Genomic DNA, 21825 nt, shown 5'->3' with positions numbered 1-21825 from the left:
TCGAGGGCAACTGGGTCGAGATGATTCATTTCATTTCACCGTGCCGTTTCTTTTTAGTTAGGTGCTACAAAAATAATGCCTTTCACTAGGATTTCAATGAAAAAATGGCTGCCGCTAACCTCTTCAAGGCTACTTCGACTTGGGCACGAGGACATGCAAGGTTAAGCCTGACGTATTGGTCGCCGTTCTCGACAAACATCTCCCCCCCTTCGAGAATCAACCCGGCGCTTTCGAGGAAAAATCTGGTCAGATTGACTGATTCATCAAAATAAGCACTCAAATCCACCCACGCCAGATACGTAGCCTGCGGAATCTGAAAACGTGCCTTGGGAAGCCATTCCTTGAGATAGCGCAGCATGAATGCAAAGTTGTCGTCGAGATATTGCCTGAGCGCCACAAGCCAAGCTTCACCATCTCGATAGGCACCGACTGCCGCAGCAAGGCTCAGCGGATTAACGAACGGATAGTGCCTGCGCTTCCAGGTGGCGCGAAGCTCGGCGTCGGGGATGAGCACCGTGGCGATCATCATCCCGGCCAAGTTGAACGTTTTGCTTACCGCCATGCAGGTGATGATGTCCTTGCTATTGGGGAATAGCTTGGCCATGGGCACATGCGTCACGCCCGTGCGGGTCAGGTCACAGTGGATCTCGTCGGAGACAATCTTGACGCCATTGGAAAGGCACAACTCGCCCATTCGCCGCAACTCTTCTGCGGTCCAGACGCGTCCGGTCGGGTTGTGGGGATGACAGAGAAAGAACAGCTTGACAGATGGATCGCGAACCTTGCGCTCGAAGTCCTGGAAGTCGATCTCGTAGTCCCCATCATTGCTCTTTCGCAAGGGAGATGTCTCAAAAATCCCGCCATGGTTCACAACCGCGTGCTTGAAGTAGCCGTATGAAGGCGTCAAACCGAGCACCTTGTCACCGGGATCGCAGATGTACTCAACGAGGCCGGATAGCGCTGGAATCACCCCCATGGATACCATCATCTGGTCACGATCGAAGCGCCAGCCATACCGCCGTTCGCACCATGCCGAGAAGGCATCGTACAACTGGTCGTCAAAGTTCATGGTGTAGCCAAATATGGGGCGCTGCAGCCGCTCGCGCACGGCGTCGATGGCCGCCTCTGGTGCAGCTAGCTGCATGTCGGCAACCCACATGGACACCAGTTCCATACTGGGCACTTTCAACTCCGGCACCAACGGCTCGGCTCCGAACAGATAATTCTCGTAGCCATCCTCCGCAAGAGCGTTTGTACCCTGGCGCGAGATCGGTTGATCAAAATCGAATGTCATAAAAATACTCTCATACGGTTAGAGTGCGAGGGCTTGAGTGAGGCGTTGCCTAGGTCTTGCATTTGTTGTCGACGGGATGGGGAGCCGATGCCATTGAGTTGCGGCCGGGTGCTGACACATGAACCGCAGAATGGTTGGATGCGGATGGAATAATCGTACGCATCAGCACGACCTCCATGAAATGACATTGAAGTCTTGGAGGACTAAGCCAACCGCGCCCCGTAGCCCTTGAAATGCATGAAGAGTTCGAGAATTGCCTCGTCGATTCAGCTGCATCCACTGCCGTCAAGGCGGCAGGCATTTGCCTCCAAAGGCCCATGTTCCTTGTGCTCTTCCGATAGCACTTGACTCAGTACACGACGAACACTGCCATAGTCGGCAAATCCACGGGAAATTTCCACGAGTTCGCCCTCTCGCTCAAGCAGCAGTGCTGGAAATCCTCGTACGCCGACGCGTTTCACCCAGTCGTACTCCGACTGAACCGCAGCAACCGTTGCAGGGTCATTAAAAATTCGCTCAAAAGACGAAAATTCAACACCCAATTTCGCAGCCAAACGCTCATAAGTCGAAATGTTGCTCAGATCAAGACCATCTCGGTAGTAAGCACCTTGAATCTCCTCTGTGATCCCGAGTTCGCTGGAAGCCCCGGTAGCTTTGAAAGCGTTCATGGCTCGGGCAGGAAGCGAAGAATTCAGGACTCTTTGTGAATTCGGCAACGCCCGAAGATGGTCTAAATAGGGCTCACCGAACGTTTGGCCCGACAGTGTCGATATGCGCTCATGAAGAGCTATCGGATCGGGGAACGAAGCGAAGAGACTCTGCAACGGCAGGTCGCGCGGCACCATTCCTCCATTTACAACCCTAGTTTCGAGGTGGCCAGCATATTCATGCGCGATCCGGTGCACCACGCCACTGAAGCCGTAGCACCAGCAGCAATAAGTGTCAGTGATGTAGATAAGCTTGGGATTCATTGGGCAAGGTAAAAGCAGGTGTCTTCAGCACAAGGGATACGACTTTTGCCCTCTCCCCTGTGTGCCTAGAAAAAAGGGCAGTTAGGGCACTTCCACCACGAGTGTGGGGATCATCTTGATCGGGCTGGCGAAGTTTGAGAAGTTTGGCGACGTGCGCATGACCAACTCGTGCAGCTCTTCAACCTTGGCTCGTGGCGCGTTGGTGCGCAGGTTTACGGTGTAGCGAACCTGTTCATAACCGGGTTTCACATTGGGATCCAACCCGAGAAAACCTCGCAGGTCCAGCTCGCCTTCCGTGGTAATTTCCAGTTTCTCAATGGCGATGCCCATAGCTGCCGCGTTTGCAACGTAGCCTACCGACATGCAGGCGTTAAGTGCTGCCATAAGCACTTCTTGTGGATTGGGCGCAGAGTTTTTGCCCAGCAGTTCACCAGGCTCGTCAGCGGCTATTTCAAAATGGCGTTGATGCTTTTGACCGCCGAGAACGTACTCCGAAGCGGTTGCAACCGTGCGCGTCTGACCCTCCCAGTTTGTCTTCACATTGAATTGCACGATGCCCTTCTTTTGGTCATCTTTAACAGCTGCCGCAAAGGCATGCAGTCCGGCGACGTCGATTCCGTTTAAATTTGCGCTCATGATTCAGGCTGATTGGTTGAAGCAGGTTGAGAAAAGTGCCGGATGGCACGCGTCATAAGTGCAAATGACGTGCCAGGAAAAAAATCAAATCAAATCAACCACTTACCAAAATTCCCACGCGAAGTGTGCGAAAATTTGCACAACCCAGTGCACACACAGGTCAAGTTGTACAATTTTTCTTACATCAGTTCATGAAGATCGAAGTGACAAGTGACGGCCGATCCGGCCCTCGACCTCAACTGCTCACGACACTTGAGCGGCGGGGCTTATCTTTGCGTGGTATTGAGGTTGCAGCAAATCGGACCTACCTAGACTTTGACTCGCCTAGTACCTCCAGCGCCCACTTGCTTATTGACGACTTGATGTCCGTGCAAGGCGTGCAGTCAGTACGACAAGTTGAGTTACTGCCTCACGAATGCCAGCGCATGCAGTTCGATGCACTGGTAAATGCAATTTCAACGCCGCTGATTGCAGTCGACATGTCGGGGAATGTCATCCTCGCCAACGCAGCAGCCAGGGATGTGTTCTCGCTTGAAGCCACAAGCTTGTTGGCACAGCCGCCTTTGAGAGCACTCGTAGATCCAGCGCTTGGGAATTGCCTGGCTGACCGACTGCAGTCCTGCGCCGGGGGAGAGGTTTCCGTTCGAGGAAAGCCCTTCCTCGTAGACGTTCTGCCTGTCGTTGAGCAGGTCGGTGATGCGCATGAAGATGCGCATGGTGCTGTGTTCATTTTTCGTGCTGCGGCCACATTGGGTCAGGACATCTATGCAATCGAGAAACGGGAAACACTCGCAGATACCGGATTGCTTGGCAGATCGACGGGCATGCTCGATGCTGTCAGGCTCATCAACCGCTTCGCGCCTGTTCACGCACCCGTACTTATCACCGGTGAAACAGGCACTGGCAAAGAACTTGTCGCGCGAGCCTGTCATCGGCTATCGCTCCGTGCGGGGCGACCATTCCTTGCGCTCAACTGTGCAGCGCTACCTGAAAGCCTGGCCGAAAGCGAGCTATTCGGGTACGCAGCCGGGGCTTTCAGTGGCGCACAACGCACCGGCAAACCGGGGCTATTCGAGCTCGCCGACAGCGGCACGGTGTTCCTGGACGAGATTGGCGAAATGTCCGCTTACTTGCAGGCAAAGCTACTGCGCTTTTTGCAGGATGGCTCCTTCATGCGCATCGGAGGCACAGCAGAGACTCGGGTGAACGTTCGAATTCTGGCAGCAACACATCGCAACCTACCAGAACTGGTGAAGTCTGGGCAATTTCGAGAAGACCTGTACTACCGCCTGAATGTGCTCACCATCCATCTGCCTCCACTCCGCGACCGTGGGGTCGACGTTCCTGAACTGGTGAAACACTTCATCGCGAGGGCAGCTTCCCAAATTGGCAAGCCGTGCCGCGAAATCACAGACGAGGCAATGGCTCGCTTATGCGCCTATGCTTGGCCAGGCAATGCTCGAGAGATGGAGAACTTGCTGTTTCGCGCTGTTACTTTGGCTGAATCCGAGACACTTCAAATGTCTGACTTGCCCGACGAGATTCGCCGCGGACAGCAAAACGCGTTCCATGGTGAACCGGCGTTTGCTGAGGCAGCCTCGATCACCCCACATTCCGTTGGGGACACCTACGCTGCTCGAATGGAGCAGACTGAGCGAGAACTGCTATTGGATCTATACACCAAGTACCCCAGTACGCGCAAATTGGCAGCCCAGCTAGGACTCTCACACAGCTCGGTGGCGGGCAAGCTGCGCAAGTTGGGAATCACGAAAAAATAGGGGCACCGCAGCCCCCTTGCACCGTACCAAGCTACCAGCGGTTGGCCCAGTGTCGCGGCTCTTTACCTTGCAACACGTCAGCGACGGCTTGTGCAGACTGTCTTTGCAGATCTTGCATCGCTTCTTCCGAATAGAAGGCCACGTGCGGCGTAATCAGTAGATTGTCCAAACCATGGGCAAGTTGTTGGCGGCTTGGAGGTTCGCGATCCAATACATCAAGTCCAGCTCCGCCCAGATGCCCACACTGCAGTGAGTCAATCACAGCTTCAGTATCGACCAGCCCACCGCGTGCAGTGTTCACCAGCACCGCGCCCTTTTTCATGCGAGACAGTGCATGCGCATCGATCATGTGACGATTAGCGTCAGTCATAGGAATATGCAGTGAGAGCACGTCGGAGCTTTCAATGACTTCATCCCATGTTGCATGCGCTACCCCATAGGCCTGCAACGTGGCAGCAGGCATGTGAGGGTCGTGCGCTATGACCCGAAAGCCAAAGGCGAGAGCACGCGCCGCTACCGAGCGGCCAATTCGGCCAAAGCCCATGAGGCCGAACGTTTGCCCCCTCAAGCGCGAGAGGCGACCGGACAATTGGACATTCCATTCGCCTGCCTTGGTGGCGTTAGAGGCTAGACAAATGCCACGCTGCAGGGCAAGAACCAGCGCCAGTGCGTGATCTGCCACTTCGTCGAGGCAGTAGTCAGGAACATTCGTGATCTGAATCCGCTGCCGCGTCGCGAGATCAATCGGCACTGTGTCCAGGCCAATTCCTGTGCGCGAGATGATGCGGCACTGATGCATTTCCTGGACGTGCTCTGGCGTAAGCGTCACGTAGCAGTTGATGACACCCGTTGCCTCGCGCAGCAAAGACCCCAAGCCATCGTCGATGGCATCTTTGACGACGACTATTTCGCATAGAGGGGAGAGAATTTCCTGAGTGATCCGTAGATCAGGGAAGACAGTATCGGTGACAACTACCAGGGGGCGTTTCATGTTGAGCGTATTGGCAGATTAAGAAAAGAGACCGGCGGAGCCATCTAGCAGTGCATCGGCTTCGGTAGAGACAATGCCAGGAAAAACCATGATCTGCATTTCCTTCACGACCGAAGAAAGCGATGTCGTTGACGGCATCACGAAGTCCTGTGTATTGCCCTGTGTTGCACCAATCTGCTGGGCTTTACCGCCACTGGCCGCGATGACCCGAGAAATCGCAGAGGCAGACCTCAACTTGCACTAGACCGTAATATCGCTCGCGCGCCATAGGCGCCTAGCCGCCGTCTACACCTTGGTGAGCGGCCCGTCCCTTCTTTACCTCCTCTCGACGAATCGGATGATGGAGCGACCAGAAGCGATCCTACTCGGGCCTGAAGCGCCTACTGCAGCGCTCCTTCCGGAGGATGCCGACCGCGCGGAACATTTGCATATGACCTTTCACGGTCGGCGTCTCGTCTCTGCCTTGGAGGAAGGTTAGTCGCTCAGCGGGCGAGAATTGAAAAGACAGACCTAGCGGCGAGGTGCGCAAGGCATTCTCACCTGCGCCCGGAATGGGCCTAAAAGACCGGAACTAACCAAGTGATATGCCTCCGCGGACCCCCAACTCCCATGTGGCAGCCCCCCTATAAACCGTTGCGGCGACTTGACGTCCTTTCCATTGCTCAAGCACTGATTTCCACGGCACCAGACTGAACCCAAGGGCGTCATCTAGCACCGCGTAGCGCCCGCTGGCGAGCATGACGCTACGCCGGTAGGTTCCGTTGACGCGCAGCCCCTCAGACACTGGCCGATACTCAAGCCCAGTCTCTGCCGCTATGTCCTTCCCGACCTTCACCAGTTCGCGCTCCCGAAGCGTCGCCAACAAGCTCCGGGCAAGGATCACCCGCTGTCCACGCCGCTCGGCCAGCCCCTGCTCGACCAGGAACTCGGTGCGCTGTTGCAGGGCACCCTTAACCTCGCTACCAAAGCCCAGGTCACCTAATCCCTTGCCACCGCCGATCAGTTGCTGATCCAGCCAGGTCGCCCCGATCACGCGGGCCTGCCGCTCGATGGGCAGGTGCGATTTCAGCTCCACCGCCACGCCTCCCAGCCGCTGCGCGTCGTACTGCCGCCCCCGTTCGGCCAGGTTGTCGGGCACGCGCCAAACGCCTTCGACCACGCGCTCCACGATGCCGGCACGCCGCAAGGCTTCGAGCCGGCGCACGTGCGCCGCCACCACCTCGCGCGGGTCGCGGTCGGGCGTGGCCTTGCCCTGGGCGAGCGCCAGGTGATGGTCGGTGCGATAGATGCCACCCACTGCCAGCGCAGCAATGTTCCGGTCGGCCCTGCGGATCTCGGTCGCGTCTTTTACCTCTACCACGGCGCCGGTTGGATACTGCTCCAGCTCCGACCGCGGCGGCAGCGCGACGTAGTGCGCCTTGCCGTCGATGCCATCGACGATCAGGTAGCCCTTGTCATTGAGTTCGTCGGCCAGGCCCTTGCCGGCCACGCGGCCGACGAGAGTGCGACCATCCTCGCCAGGCTGGAACACGGCTAACTCACGCTCCTGGCCGCTCATGGCGCGCTGCATGGTGCGGATAATGTCGCCGCGCTCGCCCATGGCCCGCAGGGTCGGCTCGGCCTCCTCGTGGATGGCCCAAACGCCGGGCCGCTGCTCGGTCGCCAGGCCCATGCGTTGCAAGTGCTGCAGGCGGCCGATCAGCATTTGTCGCTGCCGTTGCAGCCGGGGTGCCGCCAACGTCTCCGGCAACACCAACCCGTCCTTGGCCTCACGCTGCAAGGTACGGTCCAACCCCGTCCACCGTTCCTGATCGACTTCACGCTGCATGGCACGCTGGATCTCCAGCTCGGTGCGTGGCCCCAGCCACTCGGTCGCCAGTTCAGCGGCACGGCGGCGCATCCCCTGGGCGATGTAGTCGCGGGAGATGATGAGGTCTTTCCCTGTGTCGTCCTTGCCGCGCAATACGACGTGCGTGTGCGGGTTGTCGGTGTTCCAGTGGTCCACCGCCACCCAGTCCAGCCGGGTTCCCAGGTCAGCCTCCATGCGCGCCATCAGGTGCCGGGTGTAGGTGCGCAGGTCATCGAGCTGTTCGGCATCCTCTGGCGAGACGATGAAGCGGAACTGGTGCCGATCCTCGCGCCCGCGCTCCTCGAAGGCGGTGGTATCCGCCGCATCGGTTGCCGGGCCGTAGGCGTGCCCTGCCCCGCCCCGGCGATCGACGCCCTCTCGCTCGATGTACCGCAGGTGCGCGGCGGTCGAGCGCGGCCCGGCCTTGGCCAGATGGACCAGGCCCGCCTTGATCGTCACGCGCCGGGCGTTGGGCGCGAGCGAGGCCCCGGCAAAGCGGGCCGCAACGTGGCCGCGCCCCAATCGGGAACCAGGCCTCTGACCGGTCTTGCCAGCCGTCTCGCCGAACTTGGCGCCGGCCTTGTTGGTCTGGCGCAGCACCTGGTTGATGAAGGCATCGCCACGCTGTTTCGGAGCACCAGGCCGCACGCGGAAATGGTCGTCGTCGCGCTTGCTCATGTGGCACCTTCATCCCAGCCCAGAGTAACTAGGCGTGCGAAGCACGCATCTTCGCCAATGCCAATGCGGCATTGCGCACTCTGGCGGCACGCCGCTGCTCCCTGGCGCGTGCCGCGCCAACCCCACGTGCAGCTTGGCTTTCCGCACAACGAAGTGCTGCGACCTTTTATCTTGCCTTCCGCATTTGCCTCCCGCATCCGCTCCCGGCAATTGCGGCCCGGTAGCCAGGCTGCACCAGCAGCCAGCGCACCGGCGAACACGGCAATGGCCGCAGGCCAGCCGTGTTCAAGGCAAGACGCCTGCACGTGGGACGGCTGCGCCGGAGGCAGTGCGAAGTGCGGAGCGAATGCATCCGCACTGCACGCGCGACGACATGGCAAAAGCAGTCGGAATGACACGCCGGATAGCACGACAGGATGCACGGCGACGTGCAGCGAATCGGCGGCCATCATCGGCGCGACTCCAGCCAGACCGGGCGCGCAACGCCGATCACGGCGGCTGCGCTGACCGGCCCGAAATACCGGCTGTCGAACGATGCCGGATTGGTCACGCTGAGCAGAAACAGCTCGCCAGACCGAAGGCGGCGGCACTGCGGCCATGATGGCAGTGGCCGGCCCCAGCGGTCAGCAGGCAGCACGGCGGCCGAAGGCACGCCGTCGATGCGTACTCGGCCGTCAGCGATACACACCTCTTGCGGCGCCATCGCGCCTACGCGCTTGAGCAGCGGAATGCGCATCGGCAGGTAGCCGCGCTGCGCAGCAAGCGCGGCGGCCTCGACGGGCAGTGGCACCAGCACGATGCTGCCCACGTGCAATGAAGGCGGCGGCGGACGTGGCAGCGAGCTGGCGCGATGGTCGAGCGGATCGACGCGATACCAGCCGACCGCCACGCTGTCGGACGGGTTGTAGGTCAGGCGCGGCAGTGGATGCACGAAGGACGCCCAGGCCAGCGCAGCGAGGCCGCAGGCGGACAGGCCCGCCAGCACGAGGCGAACACGCAGGCGGGAGCGAGGATGGGCCGTCATGGCAACGCCCTCCCGGCCAACCATGCGGCATGCCGCTCGGCACTGTATTCGGGCAGCGGCAGACGCGCAGCGAGCCGGTTGCCCAGCGTTGGCCAGTACGCGGGCGAGGCGGTGGCGGGCGTGATGCACAGTGCCTCGATGGCGTCGATGCGCGCCAGTACTGCACGCACCGACTGTTCACCCTCGGCGTGCAGCAACAGGCGCGCCCCCGGTTGCACACCGCGGATGCGCTGCGCGCCATCCATCGGCATGCAAGCCTGCATCACCATGAGCTGCCAGCGGATCGTGCCGTAGTCGTTGGCCTGCCAGCGGATGCGGCAGAGAACCGCGTTCGGCGTGAACACCGCGCAACGGCGCCAGCGGTCGAACCGGATGATGCGCGCAGGATCGCCGAAGCGCAGATAGAGGTCGAAGCGTTGGTCGATGTATGCGAGCGCAACGCGCGTCAGCGGCACACCGTCGGCCACGCCGACAGGCGGAATGGATGGCGGCGCCGATGCAGTCGAAGCCGTCGAGGCGGGTGTGTTCATGAGGACTTCTCCGGGAATTCGCGCTCCAGCAGCGCGCGCAGGAGATCGGCCACCGTCACGCCTTGCGTGAAGGCCGATACCTTGATGCGCGCCCGCATGGCGGGCGTGATGTCGAGGGTCAGGCGAGCCGTGTACAGGTCGCCCTTCTGGAGGTCGTCGGCGCCGCCATGGCGAATCCACGCCTCGGCGTGCGGATTCGCGGGCGGACGCGCGCCGATGCCGACGCGCTTGCTGCGTGCTGGCTTCGCGGTCATCACGGCCACCGCAGCAGTTCATCAACCAGCGCAGTGATTTCGCGCGCGGCGGCGCTGTCTGGCGCCGTCTCGCGTGCCAGCCGGCCAGCGGCCACGCTGTCGGCGAACACGATGCGTTGATGCACTTCCGCGCACAGTGCGGGCAGCGGCTGCTCGGCCAGCGCTCCACGTGCTTCGCGCCCGATCACCGTGGTGCTGACGCGCCGGTTGATGACGAAGGCCGCGCGCAATGCAGGGCGAAACACCTGCGCCTCGCGGATCAGCGCCACCATCTCGGCACTGGCCCACAGGTCGTAGGGACTGGGCTGCACGGGAATCAGCACGCGCTCGGCCGCCAACAGCGCGGAGCGCGCCAAGGCGGCGATGCGCGGCGGCCCGTCGATGACGACGTGATCGGCCCGCCTGGCGAGTTCTGGCGCCTCCTGGTGCAGCGTTTCGCGCGCAAGGCCCACGGCGCTGAACAGCCTCGGCAAACCTTGCTGGCTGCGGCGCTGTGTCCAGTCCAGCGCGGAGCCTTGCGGGTCGGCATCCAGCAGAACGACGTGCTGGCCGCGCATCGCCAGCTCGCCGGCGATGTGGGTGGCGAGCGTGGTCTTGCCCACGCCACCTTTCTGGTTGAGCAGCGCGACGATCATGGCCTGGCCCTCCGTGTTGGAAAGCCCGGCGGTTGCTGCCGGTTTTCGTGCCCTTCTTTCGCCGACTTGGTGCTTGTCCACCGTGGCGAGGCGCTTCTACTACCAGTTAGATACTTTAAGTTAGGGAAGTTAAGGGAGGTCGAAACCCGCGCCAGCACTGGCTTTGCGGCCGATGCACACGCCTGATAGCACGATAGTCCCACGCCTGATAGCACGATACCTGGCACGCCCGATAGCACGAGCCCATTCACAGGCTTTGCCCCGGTTATCCCCGTGCCGTGGGCGGCACGGGACGCTCTGGCCGGAACGTCAGCAGCTCGGCGCCATCCAGCCGTTCGATGCCCAGGATGTAGCCCGGTAGCGACTGCCGCGCCACCAGGGCGCGCAGGTCGCAGGCGAAGTCGTAGGGCTTGGCCGTGCTGCCCGACTTGCGGTGCAGGTGCCGGAAGTCGAATTGCCAGCCGCCCGGCTGCGCCCGCCATGCTTGCGCACCAGCCGGTACAGCCACCGCTCGATCCCGCCTGTGAGCCGGAAATACGCCGGGTCGATGGTCAGCACCAGTGCCGCGTCCAGCACACCCGCATAGAACCAGTCCGGCAGGATCAGCTCCAGCCCCAAGGGCGTCCCCTTGGCATCGGCCAGTTCCTTCCACTCGTTGATCCACGAGAAGCGATGCAGGCGCCGCCCGGTCGTCTCGCGGATGGACGTGGCCACCGTGGTCGATTGCAGGCGATCCAGCGCGGCCTTGAGGCGCTGGTAGTCGCGCAGCGACGTACCGCGCCCGATGAAGCGCAGGATCTCGTAGGGTGTGGCCTGCATCAGCCGCGATGGGCGCAAGCCCGCGTCGCGCGCCTCCACGATCTGCGAGGCCGCCCAAATGAGCACGTCCGCGTCCCAAATCGTGGCGATGCCATGCTCCTGCGTGCCTTCCACGCGGATGGTGACGTTCCCGCTGCGAAAGTCGATCGGAGCAGCGCGCCGCGACTTCGCCAGCGAGAAGAACGGGAAAGCCATCAAGTCCTGGCTGTCGCGCGGCGCCATGTCGCCCGGCAGGGCGCGGAACAGGTCGAGCTGTTCGCGCTCCGGCACGGGCCGCTGCCGGGACGGCAGCGCAGGGCTGGACATGGCGAAGGCCATCCGCGCGCCAGCGATCAGCGCGCACGGCTGTCGGCCGAGTGGTGCTCGGCGTATTCGGGATCGGATGTGCTCTCGAAGCTGCGATCCGCAGCCCAGGCATCGAGGTCGGCCACGGCGTACATCACGCGGCGGCCGAACTTTCGGAACTTGGGGCCGCCACCGAGCACGCGCTGCTTTTCCAGCGTGCGCGGCGACAGCCGCAGGTACTCGGCGGCTTCGTCGTTGGTCAGATAACGCTGCGGCTGTGCAGCAGCGGTCGAAGGGGTTGCGGGAGCGGTGGCAGGCCGCAAGGGAGCAGGACGCATGGTGAGAACCTCCATCGGTTGCAGGGCTCCGGCCACATAGCGCAACCGGATGGAGGCAGTCTCAGAAAACGAAGCGCTCTTGCTCAGGGTCGTTTTGCGTCCTCGTCAAAGCGACCCTTCTCAAGCGGCGGCAGCTGTGCTAGGCGGCGATAGCCGCCGCGCATCAGCGCATCACCGCGCCGCGCCAGGCGGCGCACCTTGGAGCGCAGGCCGCCATCGCTGTGCCAACCGACCGCGGCATCGACGCCGAACAAGCCTTCGGCCACGTCGCGCAAAGACGCGCCCGCCAGGGTGGCGTCGAGCGCCTGCAAAGTGTGCAGCTCCAGCAGCGCCGCAGGGGGCGGCCTGGGCCGAGCCATTGACGCATGCGTACCAGGCATAGGGGCCACAGGGGCGGAGCGACGGCCACGATAGGCGTGGGCCACGGCCATGCCGTCCTCCAGGCCAGGCGCCAGCGCATAGCGCTGGCAAAGGCCGGGGCTGCGCGCGATCAGCGCCAGACCCTTGCCGTCGTGCAGCAACTGCTTGTGGCCGGGAATGCGCCAAAAGGCGAAGGTGGAAGCATCCGGCGGCGGATCGGCATCGGGGTGGAATTGCACCACGGCGGCGTGGCCCGGCAGCCAGGCCGGATGCGCATCCCGCGCATCCAGGGCCGGGTCTTCCAGCAGACGCAGGCCCCAGCGGTTTGCGGCTTCATGCGGCGTTTGCTCCCGGCGAGGACGGCGCAGCCAGTCGAGCCGGTAGTCGGGATGGCGGCGTAGGTACTCCCAGGCCAGCGCGAGCGTGTCCAGGCACAGGACGTAGAGGTAGGCGGCAGTCGGATACCAGCGCGCGAGGTGGTGCGGCTCGGCCATGAAGCAAGCTCCCGTAGAACCGCAGGACTGCCGTCACAGGTTTCATTCCCCAAAGTCACCGCATCGAACTAGCGTCCAATCGTGAATAAGCTGGTAGATTAGTAACTTGCGTGTCAAGACGAAAAGCATCCGATGGATTGCGTGGATCGTCTGAATGCGACGGTGGCGCGCGAGGAAATGCGGCCTCCTGCGGTATCCACCGTGCCCTATGGCACGGCTGGCGTCATGACCGTTTGCGTCAGAGAGGCACTGGTTTGGTGCAACAGTGCGGACCAAGACCTGATAGGTCTGGAGCAAGACCGAAATAGTCTCAATGTGCCCGGCTTGGCCGTGGCGCGAACGGCTCAATCGAGGACGGAACCGTTCTCCCGGGCCAACCGCAGGTACTCCGACAGCGGGCGCACCGCCCGAAAATACCGATCCCGCGCCACGGGCAGCTTGTTCGGGCCGACGATGGATGCTAGGTCGGACAGCTTGATCTCGCCCAACTCGGGCATGCCGATCCCCAAGTCGATCAGGCCATGGGCCGTATCGCCGTCGGCTGGGTCGAGCGACACCAACAGCCAGGTGGCGTGGGCATCCGGCGTGAACAGCCGCACCACGGGCAGCGGGTCGATGACCCGGCCAGCGGCGCGGGCCTGGCCGTGTTCCAGCAACAGCCTGCGCTCGTCCTCGGTGATGAGCCGGTTCATAGGTATCCCTTTATTCGCACAACCCGCCGAAGCGTGAAAGCGCAGAACCGTATCGGCGGGTTTAAGGAAAGACACGGAAGCGACTTTGCGCTTCCGAGAGAAGCCGCAAATGCGGATTTCCGTAGAAGCACAAAAGCGGTAGGTCACATGAATGAACACTATAGATTGTAGCCCTATGGGACGCAATCGACTGTCATCTTGGATTTTGGGGAGATCCAAGGTTGGCAGCGAAACATACATTGTCGGAGGCACTAAAGACCATCAGGAAAGCGCGTGGATTGAGCCAGGAGGCGTTCTCCGACGTGTCCAGCCGCACCTACATGAGCACGCTGGAGCGCGACCTCAAAAGCCCCACCTTGAACAAGCTGGCCGAGCTGTGCGAGGTCATGGAAGTGCACCCGCTCACGCTGCTGACGCTGGCCTATGCCGGCGACGACCTGCAGCAGGCCGACCAGCTACTGGTGCAGGTGCGCCAGGAGTTGGAGACTGTGGCGAAGAAGAGTGACACGCCATAGCGTGCGACGTCACTGGCGTGGCCGATCCGGCGCCGCCGGTTCGGGGACTGCAGGGGCGCCAAGCATCGCGCGGCGGGGATAGACCGCAGGGCTTTCCCCAGGAGGCAAGCGAAGCGCGCAGCGCCGCAGGCGCGAAGGCATGAGGGATTGCAGCCGGATGACCGTGACGGCGAAGTCGGCACGGGGCGCAGCCCGTAAAGCCCGGCGGTGCAACGCACCGACACGCCCGGCCACCGCTTGCAGCGGGCAACTCAACACATGCGAAAGCCGCTCGACACGGCGCAGCCTTGGCGATGGTATTGCCTCCTTGAAGTGCCGCGGAGGCAGCACTGCGCCCCGCCACGTGGGCCGGGCGCTGCGGCGGTCACGCCGCCTGGGGCTTGCTGCGCGACCAGATCAGGTCGTGCGTGCCGTCCTCGCCTTCGATCAGGCGGGCATAGACCGTGGCCGGGAACGAAGGATCGTCAATGGTCACGGAGATGTACTCCCGCCCGGCCTCGCTGGTCTTCTTCCACGCCGCGCCGATATCGTGGCTAGCGGTCTGCAGGCGAAAATCTGGGGCCTTCTCGTTGTCCCCCTTGTCGTTGGGCACCAGCTTGACCTTGACGTTGAGCGTCAGGGTGCGAAGCGTGCCGGTGTAGCCGTCTTTGTCTGCGGTGAAGCTGCCGATGTTGGCCATGATGGATCTCCTTTTGGTGGAACAAGGTTCGCGCCCATCGCGTCCTTGTTGTGATCCGGCCGGCGGGGGACGGGCGGGCTGCACCGCTTGCGGTCGCAACGCAGTGGAGAGCCGGGAGGCGAAAAGAATTTGGACCGCGAGGAATGCATCGCAGTGCAGGGGAAATTGTTTTCGCCGGACGGTTGCAGCCATGAAGCCCAAGGCGCAGCCGCGCCACCGCCAGGATTCACAGCAACACAAGGACGCCTTGGGCCGAACCGCACCGAAAGGAGACAGGGCCGACTCGGCATCCCCGCACGAAGGCTGCACCGGCTCGCCCACTGACGCGTGCCAGGTCAACCACCCGACGACAAGCGAGAACGCCCCAGCCACACCTTGCGGCGCTGGTCTTGAGGCGTGGCGTGGAAGCTCCATGGCGATGCCGGGCGGGATGTCCATGAACCGTCCTTCGTGACGTGATGGGCGAGAACCGCCAGCGTTGAGGACGGCTCGCATTCACACAACCTGCCTCAGCAAGCCCCTGTGTACCCGCCCCAGCCTGCCCATCGCAGCGGGTCGCTGGCCCTGGCCGATCCGGCGCAGCCGGTTCGGCGGTATTCGAGGGGCGCCAAGCTCGCGCGGCGGTGATGGGCCGTGCGCCGATCCCCTGGAGGCAAGCGCAGCGCGCAGCGCCGGCTGGCGCAAAGGCGTGAGGGATCGAAGCCGGATGACCGTGACGGCGAAGTCGGCACGGGGCGCAACCCGAAAGCCCGGCGGCGCCCGCGCTGACACGCCAAGGCCAATCAAAAAATCACCACTCCTTGAAGGTTTGCATGTTTTTATGGAAATTTGCATAAAACATCAGTTTCATGCGAAACTTCAATAAATAACGCGCAATCAAGAAAGGACGAGATTGATCATGGCATTCCGAGCAGACGAAGCGGCACAAGCCGGGTACGAAGAAGTGGAAAAATACCTTGTCCCCCGCCCCCGGGATGCGGACGAGTCGGAGAGAGCGCGAAGCAAGCAAGCGCTGCGGGACATCGTGGATGAGCTCGGACCTGTGGTTGACAGATACCCCACATGGCACCCGCTGGTGCGCAATCACCATGGCCGTCACCCCACAACCAGACCAAGTGATCGCTGCGGCTACAAAGGCCTCGATCACACGCGGCACTTCGTCAACGGATTCATCACCTGCCCCTATGGCGATGGCCAAGATGTACTGGACTCCGTGATCGCCCTTCCCCGCCACCACGCTGCTCACATCACAGCGGAAAGGCTGGATGTGCAGTTCTACGCAGCAGAGACCACCCCGATTTTGGTCAAGTGCAATTGGGAAGAGCTCCTTCCGACGGACAACATGATCCCGCTGTCCATCGCAGTGCCGCTGATCCTGGAGAAAGAGGTGCCGTGCTGGACCTGGTCGGAGGTGGCCGAGACATGGGAATCAATGCGCTCGTATTTCCTGGGTGCCCCTCACGGCGCGCGGTCATCGTTGTTCGTGAGCCAGGAGACCGGACAGGGGATCAAGAAGGTCTGGGAAACGCTGATCTACACGGGAATGTTTGGCCCGATCAAGGTGTGATGCGCTCTCGCAGCCATCTCCATCGACGCGCCAATAGAGTGGCCGGAGCCAGGAAAGGCAGTGGCGTTCTGTGCTGATCGGGCTGTTGGGTCTTCTACACCGGGCGCAGCCACTGCCGCGCCCGGATTTTTGAAGTTCACCGCGCCCAGGTCGGAACGGCCTGGGCGCGGTGCGGATCGCGGTTACTCCTTCATCTCGATGAGCCGCCACACGACGCGCGGCAAGGTGCGGCCCGTGATGGGATGAATGTCGGTGAGGTCGGCACAAGCCGTCCAGGCCGAGGGCGGGCGGTAGCCGCGCACGTCGCCATCGCCGTTCCAGCGGCGGGCGCGCACCGTGCCGGGCGCATAGATCGTAGCCATGCGCGGGCGGCTAGTGGTGATGCGGGTCATGGGCGGTTCTCCTTCCGAGCGAAGCGCCCCGGTCAAGGCCGGGGCGCTTTCCTTTTGCATGGGTCAAGCCGCCGCTGCCTCGGCGGGTACATCCGCCACGCTGGCGGCTTCTTCAGCGCCGTCCTGCTCCACATGCTGCGGGCCCTCCTCGGGTGCAGGCGCGTGCGCCTCCGCCTTGAAGATGACAGGCATCCAGCCCGTGCCGTTCACCAGCCGCTCGGCTTCGCTGGCAATGTCGGCCTTCTTCAGCTTCGCCAGACGGTTGACGCTCTCGGGCGCGAACTCGCCCACGGCTTGAAGAACAACCGCCTTCGGAACGTGCTTGAAATAGCCTTCCGCGCTCGGCTTCCACCATGCGGCCATGTCGAGGCCCACTGCTTGCGCCAGCTCCTCGCCCGGCTGGTACACCGTGGCGCGCGCCGTCACCACGTCCACCGTGGACGCTACGCACACGGCCAGCAGCTTGACCAGTTCGCCTTGCTCCATCGCCAGCAACGCGGCGAACAGGTCGGCGCTATCTTCGGGCAGCTTGTCGCCCCACGCCTGCTGCAAGTCGCGCAGGGCCACGGCAGCAAGCGATTCCGGCCAGTCCGGGGCCATGCCTTCCAGCCGGTCTTGCACTGTGAGGCGCGCGCCCAGCGGTAGATCGTGGCCATGGTAACGGCTCTGCAAAACGCTCTGCACCATGCCATGCACCAGCGCGGCCAGTGCCACTTGCGGATGCTGGGCCACTTCGATTTGCAGCGCGGCGGTGCGGTGTGCGCTCAGGCGCTGCGCCAGCCGGTCGGAAATCGGTGCGGCCTTGGGCTGCTCGTCGTCCTCTCCTTCGTCATCGTTCGCGGCGTCCGGGTCGCGCAAACCCTGGCGCAGCTTTTCGAGCGTGCGCAGCGCCTTGGCCTCGGCCTCGCGCAGCAGCCCGCGATGAATCACGGCCTGCCCGTCGCGGTCGATGGTGACGATGGCACCGGCTGCGGCCTTCACGTTCGGGGCATAACCCTGCAAGCCGTCTTCCAGCGCCTTCAAATGCTCACCCAGCCGCTCGCCTTCCTCCTGCAAGGCGTCGGCCTTGTCCTCGTCCTCGGCGTCCGTCGCGGCATCAATGGCCTCGGCCACCTCCTGCATCTTGGCTTGCAGTTTCTCGATGCGCCGCGCTTCGCGCTTGTTGGGTTCGCGCCGCTCTCTCGGGGCACGCTGGAAGGCGTGCAGGTCGGCATGGGTCGTGCCCGGCGTGGCATCGACCCATGCCCAGCCCTCGGCCTTCACCTCGGCAGCGATGCCCGCCAGCTTGTCTTGCGCCAGTCGTTCAAGCAAGGCCGCATCGGTGAGGTACACGCCCACGTCGCCTTCCGCGAACAGGTCACGGCGCACACCACCGCCTGCGGCCTCGTAGGCGTCCACCCCGACGAAGCGCACCAACGGATGCCGGCAGGCGTCAATCTCACGCTCGGTGAGGCGTTCGCGCAGCGCGGACGGTTGACGCTGCCACTGGGGCGCATCGTAGAACGCGCTTTCCTGCGCGGCGTGGTCGTCGGTGATGGAAAGCGCCATCAACTGATCGAGCGTCACGGCATCGGCCCGGTAGTCGCCTATCAGGCGCGGCGAAACGTTCGCCAGCTTCAAACGGCGCTGCACTACCAGCGGCGTGACGCTGAAATCCGCCGCAATGTCCTCGATGGGGCGCCCATCGGCCACCAGGGCCGCGAAGGCCTCGAACTGGTCTGCGGGGTGCATGGATTCGCGCTGCACGTTCTCGGTCAGGCTAGCCGTGCGGGCCGTGCCATCGGCCACGCGCAGGCAAGGCACATCCCAATCCTTGGCGATGTGGTGTTTCTTCGCCAGCAGCTTCAACGCGGCCAGCCTGCGCCCACCAGCCACCACCTCGTAGTGCTCGCCGTCGGCGGTGGGAATAACGATCAGGTTTTGCAGCAGGCCCACGCGCTGGATGGATGCAGCCAGCTCGGGGATGGACATGCGCGGGGTCTTGCGCACGTTGCGGCCCGTGGGACGCGACACCAGCCGCGACAGCGGAACCAGAATCATGTGCTTGCTCGGGTCGGCGGCTTGCAGCACAGTGGTGCGGGTGTTGAGAGCTTGGACTTCGGTGGTGGTAACGGCATTCATGGTGAATCTCCAATCGAGTGAAACAAGGGAATGGAGGGGAACCGCCCCTCCGGCGGGGAAACATCAGAGGGGTTCAGGCTTTGAGGGCGCGCATGCCATCGGCCAGCAGCCACAGGGCGCGGTTCAGGCGAATGTCGGAATCAATGCCCTGCACGGGCCGGGTCTGTTGCCTGCGGCCATTGGCCGCACGACCATGTAATCCGCCCTTGGTCAAGTTCTCCTGCGTGCGGTTGAACACGCTCCACAGGTCGGGGCGGCGGTCGTCGAAGCGGCGCGGCATTAGGATTTGCGATTCCGTGATGGGCGCGGGCTTGTCTGGGTCGTCATACTTGAGGGCCAACGCGGCGCGGGCGAATACTTCCGATTCCCCGGTATCCAGCGTGATGGCCTGCATGGATTCGCGCGATTCCTGCGCATGCTCAAAGCCACCCAGCACCTGATAAGCGCCCTCGATGACATGCCCGGCCACGTCGCCTTTGTGGGGTACACGCACATCGCCCACGGTGTCGCCGCATACAAGGCCATTGCTGCAAACGAAGCGGAACATGCCACCCAGTAATTGATAGCTGCTCGTGCCGTCGTGCGAGTTCAACAGGATGATTTCGTTGGCCTCACGGGCGTTGATCTGGTTTGCATGGCGCAGACGCAGCATGTGTTTCGTGTGCTCGCGCCGGCCCTCATGGCGCACGCGGGTCTGGCACACCATGAAGGGTTGAAACCCCTCCTTGCGAAGCTCGGTCAGTACCGCCGCCGTGGGGATGTAGCTGTACCGTTCGGAACGGCTCTCGTGCGGGGCTTCCGCAAAGATGGACGGGGCCACCCTGCGGATTTGCTCATCGGACAGGGGGGAGTCGCTGCGCAGCGCGGGTGAACGGGAAGCGAAACGGGATGCGAGTTGCATGGTGATTTCTCCTGGCGAAGTTGGCTGTTGAAAAGCCTCACCGGATTCCTAGATTCAGAGCCCTCTTCGGGCTTCCGGTGGGGTCGGCACGAAGAACCCGGTTGGCCTCGTTGCCACCGTCTTTCCTGAGTTCATCGCCCGCGACGGTCAGGAGCGCGCGGCCGGGTGCCGTCAAGGAGACAAGCGCAGGGTTGGTGCGGCCCGCAGGCGCAGCCGAGGACACGGCCCTGTGCGCCTTGACGGCACCCGGCCGCGGGCTACAGTCGCGAGCAAGGTGATGGATTCAGGGAAGATGGCTGGACAGGCAACGGCCCGTTTTCCACGCCGACCCCACGCAAGCGAAGCGCGCAGCGCCGCAGGCGCGAAGGCCGATCCGGCCCGGCCGGTTCGGCGGTATCCAAGGGGCGCCAAGCAGCGCGCGGCGGGGATGGGCTGCAAGCCGATCCCCTGGAGGCAAGCGCAGCGCGCAGGCCCGGGTCAACGAGCCGGGCCGAAGGCGTCAGCCGAGCGAAGCGAGGGAACGATGGACGCCCGTAGGGGGCGAGACGCCGCAGGTGGCTCGATGCGCAGCACGACAGCGCGACCGGCCATGCCATGACCGGGGACGCCCCACGGAAGGCACCGCCGTACTATGTCGACATGCAGGAGAAGACCACCATCCACATCGACGATCCCTTGGAGCACATGCTCCAACGCTCCGACGCCTTGCACGAACGGCTGGATGCACTGCTGGGCGATGCCGAATTCGATGGCTCGCCGCGCGGCGAAGCGGCTCTGGGCATGTGCCTGGTCGCGGAGGAACATGCGCTTGCACTACGTGCGTTGATGGCGCTGCGATTACCCACGTCGGCCGTCAGCCTCATGCGACTGCAATTCGAGGCCCTGACACGGGGAATGTGGCTGCTCTATGCCGCCAGCGATGCCGCGATCGACAAGCTCATGGCTCCCCTGACCCTAGAGAGTGAACAGGCGGCCAAGAATCTGCCCGGCGCCAGCGAAATGATTGAACAGATCGGCAAACGGGTGGGACAAGGTGCGCCGCCAGCCGCGCACCAGATGCTGACCCAGTTCAAGAACGTGTCCTGGCACGCCATGAATTCATTCGTGCATGGCGGCATCCACCCACTGCGACGCAGTGCCGACGGCTTTCCCGTCCATTTGGCGCTGCAAGTGCTGCGCAACTCCAACGGACTGAGCACCATGACCGGTATGACGATGGCGGTCCTCACCGGCGACGAGTCCGTTGCCAGACCCATGAGCAAGATTCAGCCGGACTTCGCCGACTGCCTGCCGGATCTGCTGAAACCCTCACAGGGGCGTCCTGCGACGCCCCTGTGAGGTCAGGTCAGGTAATGATCCGGCCTGCGTGCCGTGCATCTCGCGCATAGGCGCTCAGCCGCTTCTCAGCGCGGAAGTGCAGATCGCGCTCGATCGGCAGCCCCAGCCGACCGCGCACGGTGGCCAGTTCCTGCAAGCTGACCCAGCCCAGCTCGGGCATGCCCAAGCCCAGGTCGCACAGACCAAAGGCATGGTCATGCTCCTCCGGGTCAATCTCCGTCAGCAGCCAGGTTGCGCCGGCGTCGGGCGTGAACAGCTTGAGCACGGGCGCTGGATCGAAATCCGGGTTCTGCTGGGACTCATGGCCATTGGCCAGCAGCAGCACGCGCTGCTCGTCGGTAATGAATGCGCTCATGGTGAACTCCTGAAGAAATGCCGGGCGGAATTGCCCGCAAGCTCCAGGTCACGGCGCAGCGCAAGCCGTCAGGGGTCCACGACGGCCGCCAGGACGCCAGCGCGCCAAGCGCGCGCAGCCCTTGACGGCGAGAACGCCGTGATACGGTGAAGGGAACAGCAAGACCGCCCTCCCCTCCCAATGCAAGCAGGATCGGGCAAGCGGAGCGCGCAGTCCCGCCAGGGCCGGAGGCGTCAGGGATCAAAGCCGGATGGCCGCGACTCGACCCGAGGCGCGAGGCACCGCCCGCGAGCCCGACGGCAGTACGGTGGGACGACCGCAACAAGTCG

22 protein-coding genes and 1 pseudogene are annotated in these 21825 nt (G+C 63.0%); 4 read left to right on the top strand and 19 right to left on the bottom strand.

Features of this window, described 5'->3' with window-relative positions:
- Positions 1-85 precede the first annotated feature (85 nt).
- The 3 genes from AC27KI_RS04290 to AC27KI_RS04280 all read right to left on the bottom strand — a co-directional run bounded on the left by AC27KI_RS04290 (position 86) and on the right by AC27KI_RS04280 (position 2901).
- Complete coding sequence (locus AC27KI_RS04290) at positions 86-1294, bottom strand: MalY/PatB family protein (protein ID WP_487112745.1); 1209 nt, start codon at positions 1292-1294, stop codon at positions 86-88.
- Between the two features lie 266 nt (positions 1295-1560).
- Positions 1561-2265: a DsbA family protein gene (locus tag AC27KI_RS04285; protein WP_487112743.1), complete on the bottom strand. Its 705-nt coding sequence runs from the start codon at positions 2263-2265 to the stop codon at positions 1561-1563.
- Positions 2266-2346: 81 nt separating this feature from the next.
- Positions 2347-2901 (bottom strand): OsmC family protein, encoded by a 555-nt coding sequence (locus tag AC27KI_RS04280; protein WP_487112741.1) that lies wholly within the window; start codon positions 2899-2901, stop codon positions 2347-2349.
- Between the two features lie 191 nt (positions 2902-3092).
- On the opposite strand from AC27KI_RS04280, the gene AC27KI_RS04275 reads away from it, so the two are divergent.
- On the top strand, positions 3093-4679 hold the full coding sequence (locus AC27KI_RS04275; protein WP_487112739.1) for a sigma 54-interacting transcriptional regulator: 1587 nt from the start codon (positions 3093-3095) through the stop codon (positions 4677-4679).
- 31 nt (positions 4680-4710) lie between these two features.
- Here the strand turns inward: AC27KI_RS04275 and AC27KI_RS04270 are convergent, their stop codons facing one another.
- The 10 genes and pseudogenes from AC27KI_RS04270 to AC27KI_RS04225 form a co-directional block, all read right to left on the bottom strand.
- Positions 4711-5670 (bottom strand): C-terminal binding protein, encoded by a 960-nt coding sequence (locus tag AC27KI_RS04270; RefSeq protein WP_487112737.1) that lies wholly within the window; start codon positions 5668-5670, stop codon positions 4711-4713.
- 571 nt (positions 5671-6241) lie between these two features.
- Positions 6242-8197: a DUF3363 domain-containing protein gene (locus AC27KI_RS04265; protein WP_487112735.1), complete on the bottom strand. Its 1956-nt coding sequence runs from the start codon at positions 8195-8197 to the stop codon at positions 6242-6244.
- 448 nt (positions 8198-8645) lie between these two features.
- The gene (locus AC27KI_RS04260; protein ID WP_487112733.1) at positions 8646-9221 is read right to left on the bottom strand and encodes a S26 family signal peptidase; all 576 of its coding nucleotides are present in this window, start codon (positions 9219-9221) and stop codon (positions 8646-8648) included.
- Entirely contained in the window at positions 9218-9751 is a 534-nt protein-coding gene (locus AC27KI_RS04255) for a DUF2840 domain-containing protein (RefSeq protein WP_487112731.1), read from the bottom strand. Before AC27KI_RS04255 ends, AC27KI_RS04260 begins: the two co-directional genes overlap by 4 nt.
- Positions 9748-10005, bottom strand: a complete 258-nt coding sequence (locus AC27KI_RS04250; RefSeq protein ID WP_487112729.1) for a chromosome partitioning protein ParB — start codon at positions 10003-10005, stop codon at positions 9748-9750. Before AC27KI_RS04250 ends, AC27KI_RS04255 begins: the two co-directional genes overlap by 4 nt.
- Positions 10005-10640 carry a ParA family partition ATPase gene (gene parA, locus AC27KI_RS04245; protein WP_487112727.1) on the bottom strand — a complete coding sequence of 212 codons (636 nt, stop codon included), beginning with the start codon at positions 10638-10640 and terminating at the stop codon, positions 10005-10007. Before parA ends, AC27KI_RS04250 begins: the two co-directional genes overlap by 1 nt.
- 265 nt (positions 10641-10905) lie before the next feature.
- Positions 10906-11765: pseudogene (locus AC27KI_RS04240) on the bottom strand (replication initiator protein A).
- Between the two features lie 26 nt (positions 11766-11791).
- Positions 11792-12082, bottom strand: a complete 291-nt coding sequence (locus AC27KI_RS04235; RefSeq protein WP_487112725.1) for a helix-turn-helix transcriptional regulator — start codon at positions 12080-12082, stop codon at positions 11792-11794.
- An 83-nt stretch (positions 12083-12165) separates the two neighbouring features.
- The gene (locus AC27KI_RS04230; RefSeq protein WP_487112723.1) at positions 12166-12936 is read right to left on the bottom strand and encodes a DUF2285 domain-containing protein; all 771 of its coding nucleotides are present in this window, start codon (positions 12934-12936) and stop codon (positions 12166-12168) included.
- A 344-nt stretch (positions 12937-13280) separates the two neighbouring features.
- Positions 13281-13628 carry a DUF2958 domain-containing protein gene (locus AC27KI_RS04225; RefSeq protein ID WP_487112721.1) on the bottom strand — a complete coding sequence of 116 codons (348 nt, stop codon included), beginning with the start codon at positions 13626-13628 and terminating at the stop codon, positions 13281-13283.
- A 221-nt stretch (positions 13629-13849) separates the two neighbouring features.
- On the opposite strand from AC27KI_RS04225, the gene AC27KI_RS04220 reads away from it, so the two are divergent.
- On the top strand, positions 13850-14143 hold the full coding sequence (locus tag AC27KI_RS04220; RefSeq protein WP_487112719.1) for a helix-turn-helix domain-containing protein: 294 nt from the start codon (positions 13850-13852) through the stop codon (positions 14141-14143).
- A 364-nt stretch (positions 14144-14507) separates the two neighbouring features.
- Here the strand turns inward: AC27KI_RS04220 and AC27KI_RS04215 are convergent, their stop codons facing one another.
- Positions 14508-14822, bottom strand: a complete 315-nt coding sequence (locus tag AC27KI_RS04215; protein WP_487112717.1) for a DUF736 domain-containing protein — start codon at positions 14820-14822, stop codon at positions 14508-14510.
- Between the two features lie 790 nt (positions 14823-15612).
- The gene (locus AC27KI_RS04210; RefSeq protein WP_487112715.1) at positions 15613-16020 is read right to left on the bottom strand and encodes a hypothetical protein; all 408 of its coding nucleotides are present in this window, start codon (positions 16018-16020) and stop codon (positions 15613-15615) included.
- A gap of 15 nt (positions 16021-16035) precedes the next feature.
- Between AC27KI_RS04210 and AC27KI_RS04205 the strand changes: the two genes are divergently transcribed.
- A complete protein-coding gene (locus AC27KI_RS04205) occupies positions 16036-16389 on the top strand; it encodes a hypothetical protein (RefSeq protein WP_487112713.1) in 354 nt (117 codons plus the stop codon).
- A gap of 182 nt (positions 16390-16571) precedes the next feature.
- Here AC27KI_RS04205 and AC27KI_RS04200 read toward each other — a convergent pair whose 3' ends face one another.
- The 3 genes from AC27KI_RS04200 to AC27KI_RS04190 all read right to left on the bottom strand — a co-directional run bounded on the left by AC27KI_RS04200 (position 16572) and on the right by AC27KI_RS04190 (position 19803).
- Positions 16572-16781 (bottom strand): hypothetical protein, encoded by a 210-nt coding sequence (locus AC27KI_RS04200; RefSeq protein WP_487112711.1) that lies wholly within the window; start codon positions 16779-16781, stop codon positions 16572-16574.
- 63 nt (positions 16782-16844) lie between these two features.
- A complete protein-coding gene (locus AC27KI_RS04195; protein ID WP_487112709.1) occupies positions 16845-18902 on the bottom strand; it encodes a ParB/RepB/Spo0J family partition protein in 2058 nt (685 codons plus the stop codon).
- A 73-nt stretch (positions 18903-18975) separates the two neighbouring features.
- Positions 18976-19803, bottom strand: a complete 828-nt coding sequence (locus AC27KI_RS04190) for a DUF932 domain-containing protein (RefSeq protein WP_487112707.1) — start codon at positions 19801-19803, stop codon at positions 18976-18978.
- A gap of 639 nt (positions 19804-20442) precedes the next feature.
- Here AC27KI_RS04190 and AC27KI_RS04185 point away from each other — a divergent pair.
- Complete coding sequence (locus AC27KI_RS04185; RefSeq protein WP_487112705.1) at positions 20443-21141, top strand: DUF6988 family protein; 699 nt, start codon at positions 20443-20445, stop codon at positions 21139-21141.
- Between the two features lie 7 nt (positions 21142-21148).
- Here AC27KI_RS04185 and AC27KI_RS04180 read toward each other — a convergent pair whose 3' ends face one another.
- Positions 21149-21496, bottom strand: coding sequence for a DUF2958 domain-containing protein (locus AC27KI_RS04180; RefSeq protein WP_487112703.1), 348 nt, complete (start codon positions 21494-21496; stop codon positions 21149-21151).
- Positions 21497-21825 lie beyond the last annotated feature (329 nt).

The sequence above is a fragment of the Acidovorax sp. KPB24-03 genome (assembly GCF_057546605.1).
Note: the sequence above shows the minus strand (reverse complement) of the source record. Positions and strands in the feature narration are given on the sequence as shown.

Excerpts from the sequence above, each read along its gene's own strand:
- AC27KI_RS04290 (WP_487112745.1), bottom strand. The coding sequence starts at position 1,294 with ATGACATTCGATTTTGATCAACCGATCTCGCGCCAGGGTACAAACGCT.
- AC27KI_RS04285 (WP_487112743.1), bottom strand. The coding sequence starts at position 2,265 with ATGAATCCCAAGCTTATCTACATCACTGACACTTATTGCTGCTGGTGC.
- AC27KI_RS04280 (WP_487112741.1), bottom strand. The coding sequence starts at position 2,901 with ATGAGCGCAAATTTAAACGGAATCGACGTCGCCGGACTGCATGCCTTT.
- AC27KI_RS04275 (WP_487112739.1), top strand. The coding sequence starts at position 3,093 with ATGAAGATCGAAGTGACAAGTGACGGCCGATCCGGCCCTCGACCTCAA.
- AC27KI_RS04270 (WP_487112737.1), bottom strand. The coding sequence starts at position 5,670 with ATGAAACGCCCCCTGGTAGTTGTCACCGATACTGTCTTCCCTGATCTA.
- AC27KI_RS04265 (WP_487112735.1), bottom strand. The coding sequence starts at position 8,197 with ATGAGCAAGCGCGACGACGACCATTTCCGCGTGCGGCCTGGTGCTCCG.
- AC27KI_RS04260 (WP_487112733.1), bottom strand. The coding sequence starts at position 9,221 with ATGACGGCCCATCCTCGCTCCCGCCTGCGTGTTCGCCTCGTGCTGGCG.
- AC27KI_RS04255 (WP_487112731.1), bottom strand. The coding sequence starts at position 9,751 with ATGAACACACCCGCCTCGACGGCTTCGACTGCATCGGCGCCGCCATCC.
- AC27KI_RS04250 (WP_487112729.1), bottom strand. The coding sequence starts at position 10,005 with ATGACCGCGAAGCCAGCACGCAGCAAGCGCGTCGGCATCGGCGCGCGT.
- parA (WP_487112727.1), bottom strand. The coding sequence starts at position 10,640 with ATGATCGTCGCGCTGCTCAACCAGAAAGGTGGCGTGGGCAAGACCACG.
- AC27KI_RS04235 (WP_487112725.1), bottom strand. The coding sequence starts at position 12,082 with ATGCGTCCTGCTCCCTTGCGGCCTGCCACCGCTCCCGCAACCCCTTCG.
- AC27KI_RS04230 (WP_487112723.1), bottom strand. The coding sequence starts at position 12,936 with ATGGCCGAGCCGCACCACCTCGCGCGCTGGTATCCGACTGCCGCCTAC.
- AC27KI_RS04225 (WP_487112721.1), bottom strand. The coding sequence starts at position 13,628 with ATGAACCGGCTCATCACCGAGGACGAGCGCAGGCTGTTGCTGGAACAC.
- AC27KI_RS04215 (WP_487112717.1), bottom strand. The coding sequence starts at position 14,822 with ATGGCCAACATCGGCAGCTTCACCGCAGACAAAGACGGCTACACCGGC.
- AC27KI_RS04200 (WP_487112711.1), bottom strand. The coding sequence starts at position 16,781 with ATGACCCGCATCACCACTAGCCGCCCGCGCATGGCTACGATCTATGCG.
- AC27KI_RS04195 (WP_487112709.1), bottom strand. The coding sequence starts at position 18,902 with ATGAATGCCGTTACCACCACCGAAGTCCAAGCTCTCAACACCCGCACC.
- AC27KI_RS04190 (WP_487112707.1), bottom strand. The coding sequence starts at position 19,803 with ATGCAACTCGCATCCCGTTTCGCTTCCCGTTCACCCGCGCTGCGCAGC.
- AC27KI_RS04185 (WP_487112705.1), top strand. The coding sequence starts at position 20,443 with ATGCAGGAGAAGACCACCATCCACATCGACGATCCCTTGGAGCACATG.
- AC27KI_RS04180 (WP_487112703.1), bottom strand. The coding sequence starts at position 21,496 with ATGAGCGCATTCATTACCGACGAGCAGCGCGTGCTGCTGCTGGCCAAT.